General features: G+C 65.3%; 17 protein-coding genes and 1 pseudogene. 9 read left to right on the top strand and 9 right to left on the bottom strand.

Features of this window, described 5'->3' with window-relative positions:
• Positions 1 to 280: 280 nt before the first annotated feature.
• From AC4D2W_RS15055 to AC4D2W_RS15040, 4 genes and pseudogenes are all read left to right on the top strand, one after another.
• Entirely contained in the window at positions 281 to 1384 is a 1104-nt protein-coding gene (locus AC4D2W_RS15055; RefSeq protein ID WP_490927727.1) for a Gfo/Idh/MocA family protein, read from the top strand.
• Positions 1384 to 2370 (top strand): DUF6807 domain-containing protein, encoded by a 987-nt coding sequence (locus AC4D2W_RS15050; protein WP_490927726.1) that lies wholly within the window; start codon positions 1384 to 1386, stop codon positions 2368 to 2370. Before AC4D2W_RS15055 ends, AC4D2W_RS15050 begins: the two co-directional genes overlap by 1 nt.
• Before the next feature lie 116 nt (positions 2371 to 2486).
• Positions 2487 to 3185, top strand: a pseudogene (locus AC4D2W_RS15045) (cupin domain-containing protein); the annotation flags it as partial.
• Between the two features lie 16 nt (positions 3186 to 3201).
• A complete protein-coding gene (locus AC4D2W_RS15040; RefSeq protein WP_490927725.1) occupies positions 3202 to 3471 on the top strand; it encodes a hypothetical protein in 270 nt (89 codons plus the stop codon).
• On the opposite strand, the gene AC4D2W_RS15035 is transcribed toward AC4D2W_RS15040, so the two are convergent.
• From AC4D2W_RS15035 to AC4D2W_RS15015, 5 genes are all read right to left on the bottom strand, one after another.
• Entirely contained in the window at positions 3468 to 5849 is a 2382-nt protein-coding gene (locus tag AC4D2W_RS15035; RefSeq protein WP_490927764.1) for a Tex family protein, read from the bottom strand. The two genes, AC4D2W_RS15040 and AC4D2W_RS15035, sit on opposite strands and share 4 nt — an antisense overlap.
• A gap of 161 nt (positions 5850 to 6010) precedes the next feature.
• A complete protein-coding gene (locus tag AC4D2W_RS15030) occupies positions 6011 to 6268 on the bottom strand; it encodes a helix-turn-helix domain-containing protein (protein ID WP_490927724.1) in 258 nt (85 codons plus the stop codon).
• Positions 6268 to 6765: a DUF2975 domain-containing protein gene (locus tag AC4D2W_RS15025; RefSeq protein ID WP_490927723.1), complete on the bottom strand. Its 498-nt coding sequence runs from the start codon at positions 6763 to 6765 to the stop codon at positions 6268 to 6270. The genes AC4D2W_RS15030 and AC4D2W_RS15025 overlap by 1 nt, the downstream gene beginning before the upstream one ends.
• A gap of 91 nt (positions 6766 to 6856) precedes the next feature.
• Entirely contained in the window at positions 6857 to 8605 is a 1749-nt protein-coding gene (locus AC4D2W_RS15020) for a 3-ketosteroid-delta-1-dehydrogenase (RefSeq protein ID WP_490927722.1), read from the bottom strand.
• 144 nt (positions 8606 to 8749) lie between these two features.
• Complete coding sequence (locus AC4D2W_RS15015) at positions 8750 to 9046, bottom strand: DUF503 domain-containing protein (protein WP_490927721.1); 297 nt, start codon at positions 9044 to 9046, stop codon at positions 8750 to 8752.
• Positions 9047 to 9162: 116 nt separating this feature from the next.
• Here AC4D2W_RS15015 and AC4D2W_RS15010 point away from each other — a divergent pair, with 116 nt between their 5' ends.
• Both AC4D2W_RS15010 and AC4D2W_RS15005 read left to right on the top strand, forming a co-directional pair.
• The gene (locus tag AC4D2W_RS15010) at positions 9163 to 9648 is read left to right on the top strand and encodes a DUF2243 domain-containing protein (protein WP_490927720.1); all 486 of its coding nucleotides are present in this window, start codon (positions 9163 to 9165) and stop codon (positions 9646 to 9648) included.
• Between the two features lie 2 nt (positions 9649 to 9650).
• Positions 9651 to 10430, top strand: coding sequence for a cytochrome c oxidase assembly protein (locus AC4D2W_RS15005; RefSeq protein WP_490927719.1), 780 nt, complete (start codon positions 9651 to 9653; stop codon positions 10428 to 10430).
• A 10-nt stretch (positions 10431 to 10440) separates the two neighbouring features.
• Here the strand turns inward: AC4D2W_RS15005 and mmsB are convergent, their stop codons facing one another.
• Positions 10441 to 11388, bottom strand: a complete 948-nt coding sequence (gene mmsB, locus AC4D2W_RS15000; RefSeq protein ID WP_490927718.1) for a 3-hydroxyisobutyrate dehydrogenase — start codon at positions 11386 to 11388, stop codon at positions 10441 to 10443.
• 104 nt (positions 11389 to 11492) lie between these two features.
• A complete protein-coding gene (locus AC4D2W_RS14995) occupies positions 11493 to 12941 on the bottom strand; it encodes an MFS transporter (RefSeq protein ID WP_490927717.1) in 1449 nt (482 codons plus the stop codon).
• A 235-nt stretch (positions 12942 to 13176) separates the two neighbouring features.
• Between AC4D2W_RS14995 and AC4D2W_RS14990 the strand changes: the two genes are divergently transcribed.
• Genes AC4D2W_RS14990 through AC4D2W_RS14980 form a run of 3 tightly spaced genes read left to right on the top strand, consistent with a single transcriptional unit; the run spans position 13177 to position 16390 of the window.
• Complete coding sequence (locus AC4D2W_RS14990; protein WP_490927716.1) at positions 13177 to 14397, top strand: type III polyketide synthase; 1221 nt, start codon at positions 13177 to 13179, stop codon at positions 14395 to 14397.
• Positions 14394 to 15167 carry a class I SAM-dependent methyltransferase gene (locus tag AC4D2W_RS14985; protein WP_490927715.1) on the top strand — a complete coding sequence of 258 codons (774 nt, stop codon included), beginning with the start codon at positions 14394 to 14396 and terminating at the stop codon, positions 15165 to 15167. The genes AC4D2W_RS14990 and AC4D2W_RS14985 overlap by 4 nt, the downstream gene beginning before the upstream one ends.
• Positions 15164 to 16390 carry an FAD-dependent oxidoreductase gene (locus AC4D2W_RS14980; protein ID WP_490927714.1) on the top strand — a complete coding sequence of 409 codons (1227 nt, stop codon included), beginning with the start codon at positions 15164 to 15166 and terminating at the stop codon, positions 16388 to 16390. The genes AC4D2W_RS14985 and AC4D2W_RS14980 overlap by 4 nt, the downstream gene beginning before the upstream one ends.
• A 153-nt stretch (positions 16391 to 16543) precedes the next feature.
• Here the strand turns inward: AC4D2W_RS14980 and AC4D2W_RS14975 are convergent, their stop codons facing one another.
• Both AC4D2W_RS14975 and AC4D2W_RS14970 read right to left on the bottom strand, forming a co-directional pair.
• Positions 16544 to 18373: an MDR family MFS transporter gene (locus AC4D2W_RS14975; RefSeq protein WP_490927713.1), complete on the bottom strand. Its 1830-nt coding sequence runs from the start codon at positions 18371 to 18373 to the stop codon at positions 16544 to 16546.
• On the bottom strand, positions 18370 to 18867 hold the full coding sequence (locus AC4D2W_RS14970) for a MarR family winged helix-turn-helix transcriptional regulator (RefSeq protein WP_490927712.1): 498 nt from the start codon (positions 18865 to 18867) through the stop codon (positions 18370 to 18372). The genes AC4D2W_RS14975 and AC4D2W_RS14970 overlap by 4 nt, the downstream gene beginning before the upstream one ends.
• Between the last annotated feature and the right edge of the window lie 210 nt (positions 18868 to 19077).

The raw sequence follows: 19077 nt of genomic DNA, 5'->3' as shown, positions 1-19077 counted from the left end.
TCCGTTCTGTCCGCCCGGTTATCGACCCGTTCTGCTCGCCGGGGAAGGGCTGTTCCGCCCCCCAGCTGCCCTCCGGGAGCGGCTGCCCGAGGCGGATGCCGGACACGGACACGGACTCCGAGTGATTGACATCACCTCTTATCTGTACGAGGGTAAGCCGCAGCGGAAGCGCTTTCCGAACCTGCCGGCAAGCTCCGGCCCGGAGGCAACCGCTGGTCGGGAAGCAACGATGCACCCCGCCCGCTCCGCCAATCCTTCGCACCCTCTGGAGCTTTCGCAGATGACACGTTCCCCCTTCCGAACCGCCATCATCGGTACCGGCGGCATCGCCCACGCACATGCCCAAAGCATGTCGACCCTCAGCGACAGGGCCCAGGTGGTTGCCGCCGTGGACATCGATCCGGGCCGCTTGTCCGAGTTCTGCGACAAATGGAACATTCCCCGCCGCTATTCCTCTCTGACGGAACTGCTGGCAGCCGAGGAATTGGACCTGGTCCACCTGTGCACGCCGCCGGGGTTCCATAAGGAGCAGGCTGTTGAAGCGCTGCGCAGCAACGTGAATGTCCTGTCCGAAAAGCCTCCGGCCCTGACGCTGGCGGATATGGATGAGATCGCCGATGCGGAGGCCGCTTCGGAGGGCTTCTTCGCCACGGTTTTCCAGCACCGCTTCGGATCCGGCGCGGAAAACCTCAAACGCCTCATGGGTCAGGACGAGCTTGGCCGCCCCCTGGCCGCAATCTGCAATACGCTCTGGTACCGGCCGGACAGCTACTTTGACCTGCCGTGGCGGGGGCAATGGCTCGTGGAGGGCGGCGGACCCACCATGGGCCACGGCATCCACCAGTTCGATCTCCTGCTTTCCATTTTGGGGAACTGGAGCGAGGTTACGGCCGTCGCTGCACGACAGGCCCTTCCCACCAATACCGAGGACTTCTCCGCCGCGATCGTCAGCTTCGAGAACGGGACCGTCGCCACCATTATCAACAGCCTCCTGGCGCCGAAGGAAACCAGCTACCTGCGCTTCGACTTCAGCGGTGCCACCGTCGAGCTGGAGCACCTGTACGGCTATTCGGATGACAGCTGGCAACTCACCCCGGCTCCGGGACGCGAAAATCTTGAGCGGCTGTGGAAAGAGGGACTGACCGGCAGGGCGTCAGGCCATTCGTCCCAATTCGCCGCCATCTTTGATGCCCTTGAGTCCGATGCCGCGCCGCCGGTGGCCAGCGCCGATTCGCGCCGAACCATGGAACTCATCGCCGCCATCTATGCCTCGGCTTTCACCCGCCAGCCCGTCTCCCGGGGCCAGATCGGTCCCGATTCCCCCTTCTACGGTGCCATGGACGGAAACTGTGCTCCGTGGGCCGATGTGAAAGAGAGCCACTAATGCCGCAGCTTCCCTCCCATCCCACCGAACCGGTCAGCGCCGGGCTGTCGCTGGTGCACGAGCATGACCGAAGCCTCCGGGTGAGCTTTAACGGACAGGAGATTTTCCGGTACGTGTACCGTCCGTGGGATGCCCAGTTTGAATCGCCGCGTCCCTATTTTCATCCGCTGACGACCCTGGGCGGCAAGGAAGTCAGCACTTACCGCCCCCATGACCATCTCTGGCACAAGGGAATGGCGTGGTCCCTGCCGAATGTGGGAACCGAGAATTTTTGGGGCGGGCCCACGTACAACCGCGGACGCGGTTACGAGCAGCTGGACAACAACGGCTCCACCCAGCACATCGATTTCGCCTCCCTGGAGGCAACTGCGGAACGCATCACGGTGGTGGAAAACCTGGAGTGGATTACCCAGGCCGGTGAGCTGTGGGTCCGGGAAGAGCGCCGGTTTGCGGTGGACGTGCTCGACGGCGAACCCGACGAGCGGGCCTGGACGCTGACCTATTCCACCTCTTTCACCAATGTGTCCGGATCCGACATCGTGATGGGCAGCCCCACCACCAAGGGCCGGGAGAATGCCGGCTACGGCGGACTTTTCTGGCGCGGACCCCGCTCCTTTACCGGCGGCTCCGTCTACATCCCGGGCAGGAAAGGCGGCGACGACCTTAACGGAATCCGTTCCCCCTGGATGGCCTTCAGCGGCCGGCACGACGGCGAGGGCGGGGCTTCCACGCTGGTCTTCGTCGATTCGCCCCACAATTCCTATCCCGGAGCCGAGAACACCGAATGGTTTGTCCGCACCGGAATCTTCGCGGTCGTGAGCCCGTCCCCCTACTACTCCACGGAACTCACGTTCGAGCCGGAGCAGCGCCTGTCCTACGAGTACGCCGTGGTGATCGCGGACCGGGACCGGGGCGTGGAGGGGTCGGAGCAGCTGGCCGAGGCCAGCCTGCGGCTGCTCGGATCCTCTACCCCGGCCGGCCGCTGATGCTTCCCGTCACCGGGGGCGGAGCCGCCGGATTCCCGGGCGGCACCGGGGTCACCCGGATCAACGTCTACACCTGGGATGCAGCGGACGGGCAATGCGGCGGCAGTCCCCACTTACACACCGCCACCACAGAAAGTTATGTTGTGGTGGCCGGCCGCGGACGGGTGCAGACCCTCAGCTCCACCGGGTTTGACGAGCATCCCCTGGCGCCGGGCACCGTGCTGTGGTTTACCCCGGGCACGGTCCACCGGCTCATCAACGACGACGGCGCCCTGGAAATTGTGGCCGTCATGGGTAATTCCGGGCTGCCGGAAAACGGTGACGCCGTCATGACTTTCCCCGAACGCTATCTGAACGATCCGGACACATACCGCAAGGCAGCCGCCCTCCCCTCCGAGGGCACAGCGGCAGCCAGAGAGGCTGCCGTCATTGCCCGCCGGGACCTGGCGATGGAAGGATTCCTTGCCCTTCGCTCCCGCGTCGAAACCGAAGGACCGCAGGCCCTGGAACACCTCTACCGGCAGGCGGCCGCACTCGTTCGGGACAAAGTGGCAACGTGGACGGCCCTCGTCCGCAACGGTCCGCTGGCTCAGGCCCAGCAGAGCCTGGAGCAGCTGGAGCGGCTGGCACAGGGCGACGGCGCCCATCTGACCCGCGCCGTCGTGCGCTCCGCCGCACCCATCTCCTCCGATCCCGTGTACGGGATGTGCGGCCGGCTCCAAACCTGGAATCTTCTGCCCGCACTCGAGGAAACCGGGAACGCGGCAGGCGCGGATCACCACAAGGACCCGGTGGTAGTCTCCAAAAACCAGTGAGGAAGAAAGGCACTCAATGACCACCGAACCCGCAGGACCCGCCAACACCGATGAGGATCCCCTGGGTCCCAGCACGCCCCAGCCCGAACCGACGGGCGGCCCCCGCCGGCCGGGCGAGGACGCCCAGCCGGAACAGAAGGCCGCCAACATCCGCGAAGCTCAGGGCACCTCCCCCGCAGGAACGGTTCCGGCCGGCCACTCCGGCAAGGACTCCGACGATCCCGCTGCCGCGGGCGGCACGGCCCCGGAAGAAGCCCTGTCCGAACCCGAGTCCTCGGACGGCTAAACCAGCCCGGCCCGGCGCAGCGCTTCGGCCATCGGCCCCTGCGGCTGCGCGGGAACCGGCGGACGACGGCGCCCGCTGTCGGGAACGGGCGATCCCGCCTTGCCGCTGCGCTGCGGAGCTGACCCCTTACCGCCGCCGGTCTTTGCCGCTGCTGTCCTGCCGGCCGCCTTGCCTCCGTTTGCCGGACGGCCGTTAGGTGTCCTCTCCCGCGGAGCCCGGGGGCCGGCGGCAGCGGCGTCGTCGTCCAGGCGAAGTGTCAGTGAGATCCGTTTACGGTCCGGGTCGGCTTCCAGCACCTTGACCTTGACCACCTGTCCGGACTTCACGACGTCGTGCGGGTCCGAGATGAAGGTGGAGGACATGGCCGAAATATGGACCAGTCCGTCCTGGTGCACCCCCACATCAACGAAAGCCCCGAAGGCGGCCACATTCGTGACCACGCCATCCAGCACCATCCCCGGCTGGAGGTCGGAAATCTTCTCCACACCCTCTGAGAAGGTCGCGGTGCGGAATTCCGGCCGGGGGTCACGTCCGGGTTTGCGCAGTTCGGCCACGATGTCCAGAATCGTGGGCAGACCCACCGAATCATCCACAAATACGGACGGCTCCAGGTGATCCAGCGGCGCACCGGCCGGGCTCATCCGCGCACCGGCCGCAGCAAGAATTTTGCGGGCAATGCCGTAGGACTCCGGATGCACACTGGAGGCGTCCAACGGCTCGCTCCCCGCGGTAACGCGCAGGAACCCTGCACACTGTTCAAAGGCCTTCGCGCCCAGCCTGGGCACCTTCTTCAAATCGGCACGGCGGGCAAAGGGTCCGTTCTCGTTGCGGTAGGCCACAATGTTTTCGCTCAGCAGCGGCCCAACGCCGGCCACGCGGGTCAGCAGCGCCGGCGATGCGGTGTTGACATCAACTCCCACGGCGGTGACGCAGTCTTCAATCACCGCGTTCAGGGAACGCTCCAGCTTGGCGGCGCTGACATCGTGCTGGTACTGGCCAACACCGATCGATTTGGGGTCGATCTTCACCAGTTCCGCCAGCGGGTCCTGCAGCCGCCGGGCAATCGACACGGCTCCGCGCAGTGACACGTCCATTCCCGGCAGTTCCGCCGAGGCAAGGGCGGACGCGGAGTAGACGGAGGCTCCGGCTTCGGAGACCACCAGCTTCTGCAGGCCTGCGTCGGGCAGCAGCCGGATAAGTTCGGTGGCCAGCTTGTCGGTTTCGCGCGAGGCAGTGCCGTTGCCGATGGCAATCAGCTCCACATGGTGCTGCTTAACCAGCTCCGCGAGCCGGGACAGCGCCTCATCCCATTTGCGGGCGGGGGCATGCGGATAGATGGTATCGGTGGCCACTGACTGGCCGGTGCCGTCCACCACCGCAACCTTCACACCGGTGCGCAGCCCGGGATCCAGCCCCAGGGTGGGCCGATTCCCGGCCGGGGCTGCCAGCAGGACATCACGGAGATTAGCGGCAAAGACGCGCACTGCTTCGGTTTCAGCGGAAGTGAAGAGGCGAACGCGAAGATCGGCAGAGAGCTTGGCCAGGATCCGCCGCCACGCGAGCTGTGCAGTCTGCAGAAGCCAGGCATCCGCCGGCCGGCCGCGGTCACTCACGCCCAGGTGAGCGGCCACTGCCCGTTCGTACTTCTGCCGGGCTGTGGCCAGGGCTGCGGCGTCAGCCGGGTCAGCCTCCGCCAATTCAAGGTCCAGGATGCCTTCCTTTTCCCCGCGCAGCAGCGCCAGCACCCGGTGTGAGGGCATGCTCGACGGCGAGCCGGTGAACGCGAAGTAGTCGGCGAATTTCTGGCCTTCGATTTCCTTGCCGGGCTTGACCTGCGAGCGCAGCTTGCCCTGCTTCCAGAGCCGCTCGCGCTGCTCGGTGAGCAGGTCAGCGTCCTGGCCCGCCCTTTCCACCAGGATGGCCCGCGCTCCGGCGAGTGCTTCCGCCCCGTCCGGGACGGCGTCGTTCACATATCCGGCGGCGGCCCGTTCCGGATCCAGCGAAGGGTTGGCCAGCAGCGCCTCCGCCAACGGTTCCAGCCCGGCTTCCCGTGCCATCTGCGCCTTGGTGCGCCGCTTGGTTTTGTACGGCAGGTAAATATCCTCGAGCCGGGACTTGGTGTCCGCTGCGGCGATGGCCGCGGCCAGCTGCGGGGTCAGCTTGCCCTGGCTCTCGATGGCTTCCCGGACGGACTGCCGCCGGTCCTCCAGCTCCCGCAGGTACCGCAGCCGCTCGTCGAGTTCGCGCAGCTGCGCATCATCGAGAGTTCCCGTGACCTCCTTGCGGTACCGGGCGATGAAGGGGACGGTGGCGCCGCTGTCCAGAAGGTCGACGGCGGCACGCACCTGCCACGGGGCCACATCCAGCTCCGCGGCGATCTGTGCGCAGACCCGGCCGGTGACCTGCTCGGCGGCCGTGCCGGCTTTGCCGCCCTCCTGCCGGGCGGGACGGGTTGGGGAGGAAGCTGCCGGGTTCTTGGGGTGTACCGAAGGAAGACTCACCCGCCCAATTGTTCCCTACGGGCCGCAGGATCAGTCAACTATTGCCGGTTCACGGGCCGGGGCGCGGCAAGCTCATCAACCGGTGTCTCCTCGTCCGGCTCCCACCGCAGCAGGTCACCGGGCTGGCAGTCCAGCACTTCGCACAGGGCGGCCAGCGTGGTGAAGCGCACGGCCTTGGCCCGGCCGTTCTTCAGGACGGCGAGGTTGGCGGGGGTGATTCCGATGCGCTCTGCCAGGACACCCACCGGAATTTTCCGTTTGGCCACCATGACGTCGATGTCCACGATGATGGGCATCAGATCACCTCCCCGAGTTCGCTGCGCAACTGAGTTGCCTCCACATCCGTGGCGACAGCACGGGCCAGCAGCATCCGCAGCACCAGGACGATCAATGCTCCTCCGGCGACGGCCAGCCCCGCTCCGCCGATGAGCAGGACGACGCCGGGCGCCACGCCCTCTCCCGGAGCAAGCACAGCTCCCAGTCCGAACAGGAGCAGGGAACCCGCACTGACGGCACCGATCACCCCGTCCACATAGCGGAAGGCGGCCGGAGAAAACACTGTTCCCCTGCGCACCATGGTCAACAGGCACCAGACGCAGACCAGGATGACCTGCACCGCGATGAGGCCCAGGACAATGATGACGACGACGGGAACCCGGACGGCGTCTGCGCCCGGGCCCGCTTGCGTCAGGTCAGTGGCCAGCAGGGGCACCATGACGGTCTGCACAAACAGCGTGCCGGCAAGTACTGCCGCCAGGACAACGCGCAGCGCCAGGATCGTTAACCTGCTCATGACGTTTCCCCTCGTCGATTGATGAACACCGATTGATTGTCAGTACAAATCTATCGACTATCGAGAGGAGGGACAAGCCCCCTGCGGAAGGTTAGCCCGCCGCCGGTGTTGCTCCCGCTCCCTCCCGGTTCCCTTCCGCAGCTCCGGCCGAACGCTCCGCAGCATCCCGGGCCACAATGTAGCCGTAGACCAGCCCCTGGCCGATGGTTGCCCCCGCACCCGGATAGCTCTTGCCGAAAACGTTGGCAGCGGTGTTTCCGATGGCATACAGGCCGTCAACGGCTGAGCCGTCTTCGGTCAGGACTCGTCCGCGCGCATCAGCGGTGAGACCGCCGCACGTACCCAGGTCGCTGAGAACAACCTTGACGGCGTAGAACACCTTGCCGGAAAGGGGACGCAGGTTGGGGTTGGGCCGAACCGTGGGATCGCCGTAGTACCGGTCGTAAGCGCTCGATCCGCGGTGGAAGTCCTCATCGACACCGGCTCCGGCCAGTTCATTGAAGCGGGCGGCTGTTGCCGCAAAAGCTTCCTCCGGCACGCCGATTTTCCGTGCCAGCTCACCCAGGCTGTCGGCCTTGGCCGCAATGCCTTCCTCATACCACTTCTCCGGCAGCGACATCCGGGGAAACAGGCTCCCGGCGAGGATGTAGCTGTTCCGGTATTCCTGGTCGAACACCATCCACATGGTGCCCACCGGGTTGCCCTGGCGTTCACGTTCCAGCACGCGCTGGCCAAAGGACATGTAGTCCTGGGCCTCGTTCACAAAACGGGATCCGCTGCCGTCCACAATGAAGGATCCGGGCAGGGAGCGCTCCGCGAGCATGACCATCGGCGATCCGCCGGGCACAGGGGCAACGGCCGGGAACCACCAGGACTGGTCCATCAGTGCCGTGCCGGCACCGACAGAAACAGCAGCCTTAATGGCGTCACCGGTGTTTCCTTCACTGCCGAAACTCCAGTTTTCCAGCATTTCCGACTGATGCTTGTGGCGCATGGCCATGTCATGATCAAATCCGCCAGCTGCGAGGACCACGCCCTGCCGTGCGGTCACCGTAACCTCGCGGCTGTCCTGCTGCAGCACCGCTCCCGTCACCCGGCCATCTTCGGTGACGAGCCGCACCAGGGAGGTTTCGGTCCAGACGGGAATGCCGGCTGCCAGCACTCCGGCGTACAACCCGGCGGCGAGCGCCTGACCGCCGGCCACGTAGTCCCGCTTCAATGCCAGGCCGCCAACTCCCTGGAAGATCCGGGTGACTGCGGTGCTAAACCCCTGGACCGGTGCTTTGGAGATCAGGTTGAGCGCACGGTAATCCTTGCCGGTGATGGCCATCGGCAAAGATGACTCCATGGTGCCGCCGCGAAGCCGGCCGCGTTCCTCACCGAGGACATTTGCGTCGAAAGGCTTGCACTCACAGCTGCGGCCCGCAGCGGATCCGCCCGGCTGCTCCGGATGGTAATCCGAATACTCTTCATCCCACATGAATTTCATGGGCGTGGTGCGCTGCAGCATTTCCACCGTGGCGGTTCCGTTGTCCAGGAAGGCCTGCCAACGTTCTGCGGAGGAAGTGCCGGCGACGACGGCGTCGACATACGCTGTGGCCCGAGCGGGTGTGTCAGTTGCTCCGGCGGCATTGAGGACCGGGTTGTTGGGAATCCAGAATGCTCCACCGGAACGGGCCGTGGACCCGCCCACTGTGGCGGTCTTTTCCACGATCAGAACCGAGGAGCCCTGTTCTGCGGCCGCCAAACCCGCAGCCATTCCGGTACCTGAGCCGATGATCAACAGATCCACCGTCGTGTCCTGTGCCGTGAATTTCCTCGCTGGTACGGATTGCGCCATTGCTATCTCCCTAGGTTCTCAGTCGTGAAACGTGTCAGCACACCGCGAAACTTCGTTGTACCGCTGTTTGTGCACCCTAACCCGGATGCTAAGTGAAACCCAGTATCAGGATGGGCGTGGTGCATAACGGGATGCGCTCTCCGGTTACCAGTCCTCGGAGCTGAACAGCCGCCGTCGGGCACTGAGCAGTTCGATTTCCGGCCGTCCGGCCACCAGGCGTTCGACGGCGTCGAGGACCTCCACCGCATGGGCACTGTCCGCAGTCACCAACCCCACCCCGATGCCCGCACGCCGGTGCAGGTCCGGCTCACCGGTTTCGGCGACCGATACCTCATATTTTCTCCGCAGCTCGGCCAGAATCGGGCGGATGACTGAACGTTTGCCCTTGAGCGAGTGCACGTCTCCCAACAACAGATCAAACTCAATGATTCCTATCCACATGGGCACCATCGTGGTGCATGCCTGCCCGCAAATGCCAGCGGCTGGTTGCCCGCGGGCGGGGGCGGGCCCGCCCGGCCGGGGTGCGCCCGCCGGTGAGCCGGTGTTATCTTCTCTGGATGAGCACGCCCGCCAAAGCTCCGGTCCGTCCAACCCGCCGCAACGTCCTCTCCGGAGTATTGGTGGGAATCGGGGTGGCGGCGTTTGTGGATGAAGTGGTCTTTCACCAGCTCCTGCATTGGCACCATTTCTATGACAAATCCACCCTCGCCGCCGGGCTGGTCTCCGACGGGCTGTTTCACGCCTTCGGCTGGTTCGCCGTGGTGGCCGGACTCTTCCTTTTCGCAGACCTGCGCCGCCGTGCCATCCTTCTGCCCGCACGCTGGGCAGGGGCGGTCCTGGTGGGGACCGGAGGTTTTCAGCTGTATGACGGGACTGTCCATCACAAGCTTCTGGAACTGCACCAGATCCGCTACAACGTTCCGCTGCTGCCCTACGACCTGATCTGGAATCTGACTGCGGCGGTGATGATTCTTGCCGGTGCCGTCCTGCTCTACCGGACCCGGGATGCGGCGCCAGCCCGCGCCGGCGCTCCCCGGGCCTAGCGGTGGACCATCACCAGTCAGGCGGATTCAGCGTTGAACTGCTGTTCCTGATACCGGCCGCCGCAGCCGTTGCCGCGTATTGGGCAGGCACTGTGTCAGCCCGTTCCCGGAACTGGCCGCTGCACCGCGCCGTACTGTTTACGGCCGGAGTGGCCGCGGTTCTTGCCACGGTCCTGGATCCGCTGGCAGCCCGCAGCCACATGGATTTTGCCGCCCTAAGCTTCACCCACCTCCTGGCCGGGATGCTGGGACCGTTGCTTTTGGTGCTGTCCCGCCCGGTGTCACTTGCACTGCGCACATTGGATGTTGTTCCCGCCCGCCGGCTCTCCCGTGTTCTGCGCAGCCGGCCGCTGCGGTTCCTGACCTTCCCGGTAACTGCCGCCGTCCTCAACGTCGGCGGGATGGTGGTGATGTTCCGGACCGGCGTGTTTACCGCCATGCAGGAATCAATGCCGGTCCATTGGCTGGTGACCTTCCACCTGGCGGCTGCCGGGTACCTGTACACCGCTGCCCTCGTGGGCCGGGACCCCATGCCGCACCGCGCCCGATTGCGGCTGCGTGCCGTGGTGCTGGTTCTTTCGGCAGCGGCCCACAACATCCTGGCCAAGTCGCTCTACGCCGATCCGCCGGCAGGAGTGGACCGGGCGAACGGAGAGGCAGGAGCACTGATCCTGTACTACGGCGGCGGAGTGGTTGAGCTGGTCCTGATGTTCCTTTTGTGCCGGCAGTGGTATTCCGCCCAGCGGCCCCCGTACCGGCTTCCCTCCGCCGCCTCCTCCTAGCTGTCTCCTCCTAGCTGCGTCCGCCGGCTGACAGCTCTGCCCCCGCTCCGCCGGTTCCGGTCTTTTCCGCCAGGCTCCCGTCCACCAGCGAGACAATCATGGAGCAGTCCTTTCCAGCCTGTCCCGCGTCCACCAGTCGCTGGAAGAGCTGCTGCACATGCTCACCGATCTCCAGCGGCGTCCCCGTGGCCCGGGCGGCGGCGATGGCCAGGTTGATGTCCTTGTTGGCGAGCTCTGTGGTGAAGGTCGGGGCGAAATCGTTGTTGGAAGCTGCTGATTCCACCACTCCGGGTACGGGGTACCATGTGCGCAGTGCCCAGCTGTCGCCGGAAGATACTGACGCGATATCCCAGAACACCTGCTTGTCCAGACCGAGCCGGTCGGCCAGCACGGCCCCTTCGGAGGTGGCCGCAAGGTTGATGAACAGCATCAGGTTGTTGCAGATTTTCGCCGCCTGGCCCGTGGTGGCTCCTCCGGTGGGAATCACGTTGCCGGCCATCGGCCCAAGAAATGCGCCGGCTTCCTGCACCGCACCAGGTTCACCTCCCACCATGAACGTCAGCGTTCCGGCCTCGGCACCGCTCATTCCGCCTGAGACCGGAGCGTCCACAAAGCGGAAGCCGGCGGCAGCGGCGGCGTCGTGCAGTGCCTGTGCCGACTCAATGTCGATGGTGGAGGAGTCCACCAGCAGCGTCCGGGTGTCTGCGTGCGCCAGGACTCCGTCCGGCCCCAGGTAGACCGAGCGTGAATGCTCGCCTTTGGGCAGCATGCTGAAGATGACGTCGGCTCCTTCCACCGCTTCGGCGATGCTGTCCACGGTTTGCACACCGTGATCGGCGGCCGCCGCCACCGCTGCGGGATTCAGATCGTAACCGCGCACGGTGTGCCCGGCCTTCACCATGTTGGCGGACATGTAGCCGCCCATGTTTCCCAGTCCAATCCATCCGACTGCAGCCATGATTCACAGCTCCTTTGCTTGTGGGCGCCTGCATCCTGCAGGCGCGGAAATCAGAATGTCACCCGGGTGTTGGGTGTTCAAGAGCAGAATTCCGCCGGGTCCGGTCACTTGCGGCGGCCGGACTTGGCAGCTGTCCCCTTGGCCGGGGATTTTTTCGCGGCTGCGGTCCGGGATGCTGCCAGGAGATCCGCGGTGCCCCGGGCATCGGCGGCATCCACGTCCTGCAGGGAGATGCCGTTGGTCTCCCGCAGCATCAGCACGGAGAAGGCGGTGACCGCACAGGCACAGAGCAGGTAGACGGCCACCGGAGTGGACGAGTCGTATTTCTCCAGCAACGAGGTGGCGATGATGGGGGCCAGCGAACCTGCAACGATCGATGTCACCTGGTACCCCAGTGAAACACCTGAATAACGCATCCGGGTGGGGAACATTTCGGCCATAATGGCGGGCTGCCCCGCGTACATCAGGGCGTGGAACAACAGGCCGATGGTGACGGCCCCCAAGATCACCAGGTCATCTGCCGTATCCATCATGGGGAACGCAAAGAAGCCCCACGTGGCACCCAATACTGCCCCGGCGAGATAGACAGGACGCCGGCCGAGCCGGTCGGACAGCTTCCCCACCACAGGTACTGCGCAAAAGTGAATGAAGTGCGCCACGAGCAGCAGCAGGAGAATCCGGGAGGTATCCACCTCCACCACCAGCTTCAGATAGGTGATGGAGAACGTCACCACCAGGTAATAGAGGATGTTCTCGGCGAAACGCAGCCCCATGGCGGTGAAGACCCCGCGCGGGTAGCGCTTGAAGACCTCGATTACGCCGTATCCTTTGGCTTCCTCCTCGACCTCCTTCTGCGCTTCCAGGAAGATCGGGGCATCGCTGACCTTGGTTCTGATGTAGTAGCCCACCAGTACGATCACCGCCGAGAGCCAGAAAGCCACGCGCCAGCCCCACCCCAGGAAGGCGTCCGAAGAAAGCGTCGCGGAGAGCAGGAACAGCACACCAGTGGCGAGCAGGTTGCCCATGGGCACGGCGGACTGGGGCCAGCTGGACCAGAACCCGCGGGATTTGTTGGGGCTGTGCTCCGCCACCAGCAGCACGGCGCCGCCCCATTCACCGCCAACGGCAAAGCCCTGGATGAACCGCAGCGCCACCAGCATGGCGGGAGCCCAGTAGCCCACCTGGTCGAAGCCTGGCAGGCATCCCATCAGGAAGGTGGACACGCCCACCAAGATGATGCTCAGCTGCAACAGCTTCTTCCGCCCGAATTTATCGCCGAAGTGACCAAACACAATGCCGCCGATGGGCCGGGCCACAAAGCCGACGGCATAGGTCACGAAGGCTGCAATGATGCCGTCCAGTTCCGTTTCGGCATTGGGGAAGAAGAGCTTGGCAAAAACCAGCGTCGACGCCGCCGCATAGAGGAAGAATTCGTACCACTCCACCACCGTGCCGGCCATGGAGGCCACCACAACCTTCTTCAGCCCCTCCGGCGCGCGCTCCCTGCGGCCGCCCGCCGGGGACCCGCCCTGCCGTGGAATTTTCGTACTCATGGGGTGCTCCTGACATGTCTCCGTTGACATTTCCCGCCGCCTCCCGGCGGCCGGGCTGCAATGTTTCATTGAGTATGGACGCATAACGCAGTCTCCTCAATCCCCATAAACACCGTGCCGCTCCGGAAATCGATCCAAGTGCGGTGGCGTCCCGGGTCCCGGCCGCGCTTCCCCGCGGGAAGTTGCAGCGGACCGCACCATTGTGTCCCGCAGAACATTCCCCTAAGAATGGACTATGACGGTTACCCTCAGATCACTGGAAATTGCTGTCCCGCCCACCGTGCTGGTACAAACCGAGGCACGAGACGTCTTTGCCGCCCAGCCCGGCCTTACCAGGCTGGGACAAAGGCTGGTCAATACCTGCTTCAACTCAGCTGCCATCGATACCCGCCGCACGGCCCTGACCGAGCTTTCACTCTCCAGCCGGTCCGAACACCCGCAATTCTTTGATGTTGAAACGGGCAACATGCTCAGTCCCAGCACAAAAACCCGGAATGACATCTTTGCCACCGAGGCCACCAAACTTTTCATTGAATCCGCCCAAAAGGCAGTTGATGCCTGCCAGGGCATCACCCCCCGAGACATCACCCACGTCATTACCGTTTCCTGCACGGGTTTCTTCAATCCGGGACCCGATTACAAGGTGGTCCGGGCGCTTGGCCTGAACCCGTCGGTGCAGCGGTTCCATCTGGGTTTCATGGGCTGTTATGCGGCCTTCCCGGCAATGCGGGCAGCCAAGTCCTTCTGCGAAGCGGACCCCGATGCCGTGGTCCTGATAGTCAGCGCCGAGCTGTGCTCCCTGCATGTGCGGACCTCCAATGACCCGGACACCATCATGGGCTCCTCGCTCTTTGCTGACGGTGCTGCTGCGGCCGTTATTACCGCCCGGGACCTGCCCGGCAACGCCCCCGGAATCCAGCTGGACCACTTCGAGACCATCCTGACTCCGGTGGGCGAGGAATCGATGGCGTGGAACATCGGTGACGAGGGCTTTGAGATGGTGCTGGGAACGTACGTGCCGCACATCATTGACGATCACATTGTCGGCGCGCTGGAACCGCTGCTTGCCAAGGACCCCAGCCTCACCGGGCAGGCTTACCGCGACATTGAGCATTGGGCCATCCACCCCGGCGGCCGGAGCATTCTGGACAAGGTGGAGGCCAAGCTCGACCTCACCGAGGAGCAGCTGGTTCCGGCCCGCGAAACCCTGCGCAACTGGGGCAACATGTCCAGTGCCACGGTGCTGTTCGTTCTCAAGCACATCCTGGACCAGCCGTTCCGCGGGGGCAACGAGCGCATCTGCTCCATGGCCTTCGGTCCCGGGCTGACGGTCGAAACGGGACTCTTCACCCGTGTGGGAGGTCCCGTTGAGCCCGCAACAGGCGACTCCACGGCAGAGCAGCTGCCGGCAGCAGCTACGGACCCGGCCGCCGTCCCGGCTCCGGCAGGCGTGTGAGCACCGGAACTTCTGCGGGCCACCTCACCCAGGGGCCGCTGGCGCGGCGGCTCACCCCGCCGCGCCTGCGGTCCCTTACGGAACGGGATGTCCGCGCAGTGGAGGAAATGGACCGTTCCGACTGCGACCCGGCGAAGCTGCAGCGCACCTATGCCCAGTTCTGGCTGATCAACTCAGTGGTCTCCGGCTGGCGGCGCAATTATGTCCGGTACCTGCGTCCCCGGTTCGAGACCGGGCGGACCAACACGCTGCTGGACATCGGTTCCGGCGGCGGCGACGTTCCTCGGATGCTGGCACGCTGGGCACGGCGGGACGGCCTGCGCCTGGAGATCACCGGAATCGACCCGGATGAACGGGCGCATGGCTTCGCCTCTTCGCGCCGGGACGTGCCGGGGCTGAGTTTCCGCCGCGCGTTCAGCAGCGAGCTGGTCGCCGAAGGCAGGACCTACGACGTCGTTATTTCCAACCATGTCCTGCACCACCTCACCGATGAGCAGTTCAGTTCCCTGCTCGCCGACTCGGAACAGCTGGCCACCCGGCTGGTCCTGCACAGCGATATTGAGCGCAACCGCTGGGGTTATGCCCTCTTCTCGGCCGGAACCCTGCCGTTTTTCCCCGGCAGCTTCATCCGGCAGGACGGACTGACCTCCATCCGCCGCAGCTACACCGCCTCCGAACTGGCCGCCGCCGCCCCGGCGGGGTGGGACTGCGTCCAGCACCGGCCGTGGCAGAACCTGCTGCTGTATTCGCCCGCCGGGAAGCAGCCGTGACGCCGCCGTTGCAGCCCGCTGCCCAGCTCCGGTCCGCCGCCGTTCCCCGACCTGTTTCCGATGTGGCAGTGGTGGGCGGCGGACCCGTGGGCATGTTCTTGGCTGTGCTGTTGGCTCAGGAGGGTGTGCGCGTGCAGGTCTTGGAGCAGCGGGCGGAGCGCTCGGCGCATTCACGCGCCATCGGCATCCATCCCCCGGCGCTGGACGCGCTGGCTGCTGCCGGGGTTGCCGAAATGATGAGCGGCGAAGGCGTCCAGATCCGCCGAGGCGAGGCCCGCAGCGGCGGCCGGCGTGTGGCGGAAGTGGATTTTTCCGCGGTTTCGAAGCGGTTTCCCTACGTTCTAACCCTTCCCCAGCTGCGCACCGAGGCCATCCTGGAGGCCCGCCTGCGCGAACTGGATTCCGGGGCACTGGTGCGCGGGGTGAGAGTCAGCGGACTGCACGACGACGACGGCCGGGTTCTGCTGCTCGGCACCGGCGCAGCGGGCACCGGTCCTGCCGGTGACCCGGAGGGCCGAGGGGAAACTTTTGCCCTGTCGGCACGGATCGCAGTGGCGGCCGACGGCGCCCGCTCCGGCCTGCGCCAGCTGGTGGGAACACAGTGCCGGACCCGTACGCTCCCGGACACCTATCTGATGGGAGACTTTGCGGACACTACCGGGGACGACGCCGTGGGCGTGCTGTACCTCGAGTCCGGCGGCATCGTGGAGAGCTTCCCCCTGCCCGGCGGCATCCGGCGATGGGTTGCCCACACCGACCAGCTGATGGGGTCGGCCACAGCGATGGACCTGGCCCGCCTGGTCCGTGAGCGCACCGGAATGCATCCGGATCCGGAAACCAACACCATGCTCAGCTCTTTTTCGGTGCGCACAGGGCTGGCGCGCCGGCTGGTCCGGGGCCGCACCGTACTCATCGGTGACGCCGCCCACGAGGTAAGTCCCATCGGCGGCCAGGGCATGAATCTCGGCTGGCTGGATGCCGAGGCACTCGCCCCGATCATCACCGCCTCCCTGCAGGGACAGGATGTTGGATCGAAGCTGGAAGCCTACAGCCGGGACCGTCGCCGGGCTGCGCTTGTGGCCTCCCTGCAGGCCCAGCTGAACATGGCGCTGGGCAGGCCGCTGGCTCCGAGGATTTTGGCGGGCCGCAATGCGGGGGTTGCCCGGATCCTCCGGTCCCCGTCGGCCGGCAACCTGGTAGCCCGCCGGTTCACCATGCAATAGGCCGGCGGTGCAGCTTGTGGCTGACACAGGTCATTGCACAGCCGCAGCTTAACGCGATCAGGCCCGGCCCCTGAGGGGACCGGACCTGAAGGTGCAGGACCTGTCACTGCTGAGCCCGCGACCTCCGGCCGGCCACTGCCGTCGGCCGGAGGGTTATCGCCTTGCGGCGCCGCTGCCTTGCACGGTTTCCGCGGCTTCTGCGGCGGTTCCGTTGTCCTGGGAGGTTCCGTTGTCCTGGGCAGTGCCCGGAACGGTGGACATGGCTCCGGAGTTCACCACGTCGGAGCCGCCGTTCATCCCCGGCTCAACCGACGTCGTGGCGGTCGGCTTGATGTCGAGCGTGCGGCGCAGGATCTGCTCCTTGATGAAAAGCACGGCAATGAATGCCACCACGGAGATGACTGCAGCGATCTGGAAGATCGTGGCAGTGGCGTCACCGTATGCGGCGCGGAAGATGCCCTGGATGGCGGGCGGCAGGCTGCCAATGTCGAGCGAGTCGCCGGCACCGCCGTCGGACACCGGAATGTTGGCGGCGCGCAGGCCGTCGGCAGCCCGGCTGCTCACGGAGCTGGACATGACGGCGCCCAGAACCGAGACACCGATGGCACCGCCAACGGTGCGGAAGAACGCAATCGAAGCGCTGGCAGAGCCCACCTCGGAAACCCGGACGGTGTTCTGCACCGCCAGGACGAGGTTCTGCATGAGCAGGCCCATGCCCAGGCCGAGGACGAAGATGTACAGGCTGACCAGGACCATGTCGGTTTCGTGGTCCACGGTTCCTGCCAGCCCTGTCCCGGCGATAACCATGATCGTTCCGGCAATCAGGAACCGCTTCCACTTGCCGAAGCGGCTGATCAGCTGCCCGGAGCCCACGGAACCGGCCAGGTTGCCGGCGATCATCGGAAGCATCAGCAGGCCGGCTTCGGTGGGGCTGAAGCCGCGGGCAATCTGGAAGTACTGGCCCAGGAAGGTGGTGGAGCCGAACATCGCGATTCCCACGGACACGGAGGCCACAATGGCCAGGGCCGTGGTGCGCTGGCGGATGATCTGCAGCGGGATGATGGGTTCGCGGACCTTGGACTCCACGAGGACCAGCAGGGCCAGGAGAACGACGGCGCCGCCCACCATGGCGGCGGTCTGCCAGGACATCCACTCGTAGTAGTCGGCCTTGCCTGCGAACGAAACCCAGATCAGCAGCAGGGAGACACCGGCGGTCAGCAGGAGCGAACCGAGCCAGTCGATGCTGACCTTGCGGCGGGTGTGCGGCAGGCGGAGCGTGACCTGAAGCAGGAACAGTGCCACTACGGCCAGCGGCACGCAGAGGAAGAAGGTCCAGCGCCAGCCCAGCGGGCTGTCCACGATGAAACCGCCCAGCAGCGGGCCGCCGGCCGTGGCAACAGCCATGACCGCACCCATGTAGCCGGAATACCGGCCTCGCTCGCGCGGCGGGATGATCGATCCGATGACGGCCTGTACGAGCGCGGTCAGGCCACCCATGCCGATGCCCTGGATGACACGGGCGGTGAGCAGGACGGGCATGTTATCCGCCAGGCCGGCAACCACGGAGCCGATGACGAAGACGATGATGCTCAGCTGGACCAGCAATTTCTTGCTGAACAGGTCGGCGAGCTTGCCCCAGATGGGGGTGGAGACGGCGTTGGCCAGCAGCGCCGCCGTGACCACCCAGGCGAAGTCCGTCTGCGTGCCGTGCAGGTCCGCCATGATGGTGGGCAGGGCGTTCGCCACAATGGTGGTGCTCAGCATGGCGGTGAACAATGCCGCGAGCAGGCCGGTCAGGGCCTGGAGGATCTGACGGTGGCTCATTTCGCCGGGAACATGGTTCTGCCGGGCAGGCTTGGCGCTCCGGCGGCCCTTGGCGGCCTTGGGGTTGTTGGGTTGGTTGGGGTTCTTGGGGTCGATGCCGGATGCGGACGCCGTGGCGTCCTGGCCGGGACTGGTTGTGGTTCTTTGCGACTCTGTCACTTCGCTGTCTCTCCTGCCGGGATGGGCATCTGTTGGGTACCCGGCTTCATTGCGCGGATTGCTGTGTGTAGTGATTCTGTGAGCTTGGCCAGCGATTCGCTGGCCGAACGTGCTTCTTCGCCTGTCCAGTCTCCGAGCATGTCCTGGAGCAGGGCTGCGCGGCGGCGCATCTCGTCAGCTACCACCCGGGTTCCCACCGGGGTAAGGCTCATCAGGTACGCCCGCCCGTCATCCGGATGGGGCCGCCGGAAGACGTAGCCCATCTCCACCAATTCGGTGATGTGCCGGCTCAGTCCTGCCGCCCCGATGCCCAGCTTCTCGGCCAGTTCGGTGGCCCGGATCTCGCCGGCATCGCCGATCATCCGCATTACTCCCTGCAGAGCAGTGCCGGGCCCCCGTGGATCCGCACTCTTCTGCGAGAGGCAACGCAGCTGGCGCTGGAGCTTGAAGACCAAGCTGATGAGTTCTTCGGCCGACTGCTGGTTGACTGCCACAAAACACCTGTCTGAATAATGTTGTTTGCCTCAGGCAACGGTACGAGAAGTAATTGCCTTAGTCAACGAAATAATGGCAGGAGTTGCTTCACGCTGAAGTTTTTCGGCAGGGATGCCCAGGCGGGCTCGCCGGAGTCAGCGGTTTACCGGCGCTAAATATTCCCTGCTCGCATATTCCTTGCTCCACGCCGGAAGCCGCTCACAACCCTC

The sequence above is a fragment of the Arthrobacter sp. TJ-58 genome (genome assembly GCF_058269295.1).
The sequence above is the reverse complement of the archived record's forward strand: the minus strand, read 5'-3'. Positions and strand labels throughout refer to the sequence as shown.